Here is a 6230-nt window from a genome sequence, read left to right on the forward strand (position 1 = left end):
ATAAAATCGCATACCAGCGAGGAGGTTCATCCACCCAAATGTAATTATTTATTATTGGCAGTAGTTAAGGAGGAACGATCAATTGGCAATGTATTTTTCACAAAACCAATCAACAGCATCAGTATAATCCTTTTTGTTATTGATAAACTCCATGTGTCCACCGTTGACTTCTACTAGCTTCATCTTCGGGAATTTTACTTTTTTATAATGATAAAGGCCAACATTCTCATCTTTATTACCATATAAAAATAATGTTGGGATATCTATTTCCGATGACATTAAAGAGTAATCTTTCTTATAATCATCTATATTAAAAGCAGCTTTACTAAAATCCATATTCCATGAATCAAAATCGGCATATGTTTGCCCAAATTTAATTGCAGATTCAACACTTGAAAAAGAGAGTTTCCAAACATCCTGTCTTGTTGTAAATAGTTTTTGAATAGAATCAGTTCGTTCAGAAAGTGAAAACTCTGGGTTACAGAAGTAATTTTTGTCTTTTATTTCAAAAAATGTCAATACCGAAGGAATATAGCTCTTTTCTATACTCTCTATCATATTTAAAGTGCAGTTAAACATCAGCATTCCTTTAATAGTTTCAGGATGTTTGCTTGCATAGTATGTTTGTAAAACTCCACCAAAAGAGTGTCCCATTATTAACCACTCATTAATACCAAGATATTTGCGAACTTCTTCAAAATCCATAACCATCCTATCAATGCTATAGTTAGAATCTGAAGGACTAGTGGAACGACCGCATCCTCTCTGATCAAGATATATCATTTGGAAATGATTCTCTCCAATTTCACCTCCTAATTCTTCCCAATAGTTACTTCCTTGTCCAGGACCACCGTGAATAAATAGGCATGGAATTCCATCCCCTTTTATACTAGCATACAACTTTACTCCATCACTAGTTGTTATAACAGCATCTTGTCCAAAGATTTCGCCGAAATTCAATATGAACAAAAATAGACTACAAAATGTAAAAACTTTAATTTTATTCATTTCTCTTTTTTTATTTCATTCTTCTAAATTAATACTCCCTATTGTATAATTTCTATCAGTTTACCCTCTTTTAAAAAGTTGTAAATATCTTAATTAGTACAGTGGGGAATCACCATTAACTAACATCTAAATACAAGCAGTTGCCTTTATTCTTTTTATCAATTTTACTTTCGCAAAACATGAGTTACAAGCTTGTGCAAGCGGGTGGATCTTCTAAACATCATCAATACTTTCTGTTGGTGGAAGTAAACCAATAAATCTAGCCATTGTCACCAGAGTAATTATATATCCAACAATTGATTCATACATTACGAATGATGCACCTCCAGAAATATTCTTATAAATGTCAATTAATCCACTGGTATTGAAAGTTGTTATATAAAAGAAATTAAGCTTTAGATATTCCCCCCATGTAAAGCTTAAACTATTGTTCATATTTAAGAATGCTATTAAAATTACTGTAAACCAGCATATAATTTCGAAGTAGTTGTGAAAAAGCAAAACAACTAGTCTTGTTGGAGATTTTATTTTATAAACAACCCCTTTCTTTGATGATCTGTATGGGTCAAAAAGCAAAACATTTATTTGATACACAATAATTTCAAATATTCGAAGTGCTCCATAGATCATAAAAGGATAATAAAACCAATTACTGGAGATATCGACATAGAAAACTAAAATGCTTGATACAAATGATAAGACAAGGTTTGAAATCACCCAAAGTTCAACAAACCTATACGTCATTTGCTTTTTCAGCAAGCGAATAATTCTAAATACTGAAATACAACTAAGGATATCAAATACTCGTTCCCAAAAATCAAGTATTAAACTTCTGTTTTTAATCTCCATATTTTTTGATCTTAGATTTTGGTATTATTTATCTAAAACACAACTGTCTCGACTATGAGCAGTAGCGGTTATTTGCCTTTGCAAAACACAAACTCTCACCAGAAGCAAATTCTTCTCTCATCGCAATTCCTGATTTAAGAATTCTATGATTTTATCGATGGCTTGAGGATTTTGCCTTAGCAGTTCGTTGCTGTGACCATTTTCAACCACATACAATTCTGTCTTGACATTCGTCTCTTTCAAGAACTTGTAAAAATCCTCTACCTGTTTGAATCCAACCGCACGATCGTTTTTTGCATGAAGAATTAGAGTGGGAGGATAATCAGCTTTTATGTTGTCGACTAAAGTATATTTCTTCAGTTTTTCAGGTTCTTTGTTTGGGTCGAAACCAAAGGTTAGGTAGATGCCTATTTTGTTTTCGATCAAGAACCTACACAGTTGCATTCTTGTATCATAGTCGCCATACGAAACAATTGAATCCTTCACAATATCATACGGACCTGCTTGTTTTAACACAGACAAATCTCCCATTTGAATATCTTCCGAAGCAAATCCGGTTGGTGCAGAAATGTCGATGATTGCATTGGGAGCAGTTTCCTTTTTAAATCCACTTGTAAGTGCCAAATACCCTCCTGCCGATCCTCCTGCTACAGCAATCTGATGGGTATTGATATTGAACTGCTCCAATCCGTTTTTTCTTACCCAATCTAGCATGTCCAAAACATCGGTCATGATTTGATCGAGTTTTGTTTCAGGAACCAAACGGTAATCTGCAGATATTACTACATAACCCGACTCTAGCAATCTGTCTCTTAGCCCTTTGTACAATCCTCTGTCTCGGTTTCCGAAAATAAATCCACCTCCATGAAAATAGATCAGAACCGGATGCAGTCCTTTTGTTTCCGGTAAAAAGGCATTTGCCTTGATCTCATGTCCTGCAAGCCTTTTGTAAACAAATTCTATTTTCTCAGCAGGACGATTCCACGAGAAAGATTTGAGAAAAGGATTTTCCTGGGCAAAACTTACTCCCGAAACAATCAAAGCAATTACTAAAACAGCTATCTTCTTCATTTTTCTGAAAATTAAATTTATTTCTCTCAATCTTCCTATCTAATTGCATTTGCAAAACACAAGCTCCCCCTGATAGAGCTAAAGAATTTTATTTCTTTTTTAAATCGAACCCTAAATTTATTTGCAAGTTAATAGGCCAAATATTTCCATTTCCATGAGTATCGAAATAGTATTGAGGTCCAATATCAAAAAGCAAGTGAAAGTTTTTTCCAAATTTCCTCTGGATCCCCCAAGTAGGGCCAAATGCGAAATCGGTATCAGAAGTTCGATAAACGTTTTCTGCAATTGAGCTTCCTCGGGTTATAAATCTTAAAGAAACAAAGTTTCCAGAGTTATTATCGGTTACTCTATTCTTTCTCTTTCGTTTGTTCAGGTTGTAAAACCATTTTTCCTGAACATCTAAGAAAGGACTAATGATATAAATAAATCCATTTCCAGCATAAGTCAAATCGGGATATCCACCACCATATCCGATTCCAAGTTCAGCGGAAAATGTAGAATAAGTGCCAGTTGGCAATTCCATTTCAACACCAGGATTTAGAAAGTTCACTCTCAAAACTTTTTCTGTTCCAGGTTTATTCTTTTCTTGAGCATAAGTAAATGCAATTGAAAAAAAGAACAATAGGCTTAGTAAATTTTTCTTCATTTATAAATTGTCAATCATTATATGTAATTTGCTTTTGCAAAACACGAACTACAAGCTCCCTGGCAGACGATTCAAATCTACCAATCATCATCACTCCCAATGTTTTTAGGCTCAAACATTTTCAGGAAAGTATAATCGTAAATCGGTACAGAATTTTTAATGAATAATCTTCCAAAGAGACCTTTATTGGTAATTGCATGCCCATTCAAAAGCTCTATACTTCCATGACTTCCCGATGAGTTATCAATTTTTTTAGTCAAAGTAATTTTATTGATGGTAACGCGATATCTTGATTCTTTAAACTGTATTGAAACAAAAGCAGTATGATAATATTCCTGAATTAAATCAGGAGTTTTGAATACAGAATAGCCTGCACCTCTATGGTCTGGTTCGAACAGTCGTAATTCGCCCCTTAAACCATTTTCTGTGATTTCAATTTCTTTAAAAATGCCTGAGTTTTGAAAATACTCTTTAATGGTGCTCTTTTGAAGTTCACTTTCAAATACTTTTTGCCAAGTGACCTCTCCTCTTACATTTTTAAAATTTCTTACACTTTCCTGACTGTAACCAGAAAAGCTTAGCGTAATAATGGATAGTATTATAAATAATTTTTTCATCAAGTTTGATATTGGTTCATTTGAGAATAATTAGCCTCCAGCTTCAGCACTAGTCCTCTCCTGTGGTTTTGTTTTAGATATGGAACGCGATAGCATTGCGTTCCAGCGGGGGGTAAGCAGTTACATTTGCTCTTCTTATCATTTTGCCTTCGCAAAACACGAGCTACAAGCTCGTGCTGGCAGGGGTCTTAATCTCATTGTTTACTTGTTTTGATTAATCCAGTTGTCAATACTTTTCGGATGGTCATTGTCATTTGGATAATACTTCTTAACAATCTCAAATTGTTTTTTAGTCAGCATAACCATCATACCATCATTTGCAGAACGAATCGGGTAAAACTGTTCTTCACTCGTTTGCAATCTTAGTTGATCATTCAGCATTTCGATAAAATTTAGATACGCCTTGTCCCATAAGTCATGGGATTCCATTATTCCCTCAAAGGCAACATATTCTTTCCCGTTTATCTCAATCGTATGTTTCCAATAATTATCATTATCTATGCTTCTCTCATTTTTGTAATCAAATTTTATTTCAAGTCTTTCGAATGTGGGTTTTACCAAATCCAAATATTCAGTTAATCCACCAATTTCGAACAGCTCTTCGGAATCAATATTGTAGAACCTGAAATCTACATATCTAAGCGAATCTGGGTAAGTATATCCACCGAAATAGTCATATTTTACATACGAATCTATTAAGTCTTGTTTTGCACTATCTAAATATTTTAAGTCAGTGATATTAAATAAATCTGCTTGAATCAATTTATTAATTACCGTATCAACAGGAACTTTATTAGGTTCACAATTACTCTGCTCAGTCTTTTGTCCAGAAGTATTACAACCTGTAAACATTAATCCGATTGATATAGCTATTAATAATTTTCTTGTTTCTATCATTTTCATACTTTGATTAAGTATTTGTTGGTCGTTTGCGCAAATTGCACACAACGGTTCGGCTATGCAGCGTAGGCTTGTGTTGCGCCTGCGGCAAGCCTATGATGTATAAGCCATTGTTAGGTGGCGTTTATTTTTTCTCCATAATAATATTGCCTCTCCAATTCCTCTAATGAAATTTCAAAAGCAAAAAAATCAGTCGGTCTAGTGGTTTTATCATCTTTCATACAAATCATTACCCTAACATTCATGAATTTCATTGTTATAATGAAAGCTCTCAAAGCGAATTGTGTTAGACCTCTTACGGCATATTTTGTTTTTCCTTTTTCATTCAAAACATTCAACATAGATTCAGCATGTCGTTTTGAAAAATATATAGGTACATGAACAAAAGGATTTCTAGTGCCATAATATGTTCCTGTATTTTTATTGTCTTTATCAATCTCCATTATTACCCAAAATGGTTCACCTATATAAGATTCATCTGGTATAGCAACAGTTTTTAGTCTATCTGCCAGCATTTGAGGAAAAGTAGGGAGGTCAGATTTTTCCATTAATATTAAACCATGTTTTTCTCCAAACTCTTTAGCTCCTGATTGAAACCCATTTTTAGAGATAAAAATCCCCATAACATTTCTAAAGTCGTTTAACTTCCCCACAAAATCGAGGATGTCTTTTTTTTCTGTTGGTCTTTTTGTGTTTTTACATTCAATAGCCACCTTATGAATAAAACCTGATTTATCAAACTCATAGAATAAATCTATTTCATGAGGTACACCTGAAATACCAGTCAACTTTATTCGTTCTTTTAATTCTATTCCTTCATCTTTTACATTCAGGATATGACTAAAAATGTATTTAATATATTCTTCAAATTCTTTACCTAAATTCATGGTTCTTATCTAATCCTAACTAACGTATAAAAATAAGTCCGATTCACACCAACTTAAATATTCTTCTTTTTCTTCAAATTCCATTTTCATTTCGTATTATCACTGTTGCGTTTGCTTCAGAAAGCAATGTTCTAAGCAGTATAGGGTAAATGCCACCTAACGTAAAAGTGTTTTATTCTTTCGTTTGATAAAATTAACAAAACATTATTAAGAGAGTTTAATTTTCTTTACAGAATAATTCCAAATAAAGGA

Annotated in this window: 7 protein-coding genes; all 7 read right to left on the minus strand. The window is 33.3% G+C overall.

Going from position 1 to position 6230, the window contains the following annotated elements:
• Positions 1 to 78 precede the first annotated feature (78 nt).
• Positions 79 to 1008: an alpha/beta fold hydrolase gene (locus M0051_RS05250; protein WP_306740502.1), complete on the minus strand. Its 930-nt coding sequence runs from the start codon at positions 1006 to 1008 to the stop codon at positions 79 to 81.
• A 213-nt stretch (positions 1009 to 1221) separates the two neighbouring features.
• On the minus strand, positions 1222 to 1857 hold the full coding sequence (locus M0051_RS05255; protein ID WP_306740503.1) for a hypothetical protein: 636 nt from the start codon (positions 1855 to 1857) through the stop codon (positions 1222 to 1224).
• 117 nt (positions 1858 to 1974) lie between these two features.
• Positions 1975 to 2928: an alpha/beta hydrolase gene (locus M0051_RS05260; RefSeq protein WP_306740504.1), complete on the minus strand. Its 954-nt coding sequence runs from the start codon at positions 2926 to 2928 to the stop codon at positions 1975 to 1977.
• 88 nt (positions 2929 to 3016) lie between these two features.
• Positions 3017 to 3574 carry a hypothetical protein gene (locus tag M0051_RS05265; RefSeq protein ID WP_306740505.1) on the minus strand — a complete coding sequence of 186 codons (558 nt, stop codon included), beginning with the start codon at positions 3572 to 3574 and terminating at the stop codon, positions 3017 to 3019.
• A 77-nt stretch (positions 3575 to 3651) separates the two neighbouring features.
• Entirely contained in the window at positions 3652 to 4191 is a 540-nt protein-coding gene (locus tag M0051_RS05270; RefSeq protein WP_306740506.1) for a hypothetical protein, read from the minus strand.
• A gap of 201 nt (positions 4192 to 4392) precedes the next feature.
• Entirely contained in the window at positions 4393 to 5088 is a 696-nt protein-coding gene (locus tag M0051_RS05275) for a hypothetical protein (RefSeq protein WP_306740507.1), read from the minus strand.
• 116 nt (positions 5089 to 5204) lie between these two features.
• Complete coding sequence (locus M0051_RS05280) at positions 5205 to 5978, minus strand: restriction endonuclease (RefSeq protein WP_306740508.1); 774 nt, start codon at positions 5976 to 5978, stop codon at positions 5205 to 5207.
• Between the last annotated feature and the right edge of the window lie 252 nt (positions 5979 to 6230).

The sequence above is a fragment of the Marinifilum sp. D714 genome (genome assembly GCF_030851345.1).
GTDB lineage: Bacteria > Bacteroidota > Bacteroidia > Bacteroidales > Marinifilaceae > Marinifilum.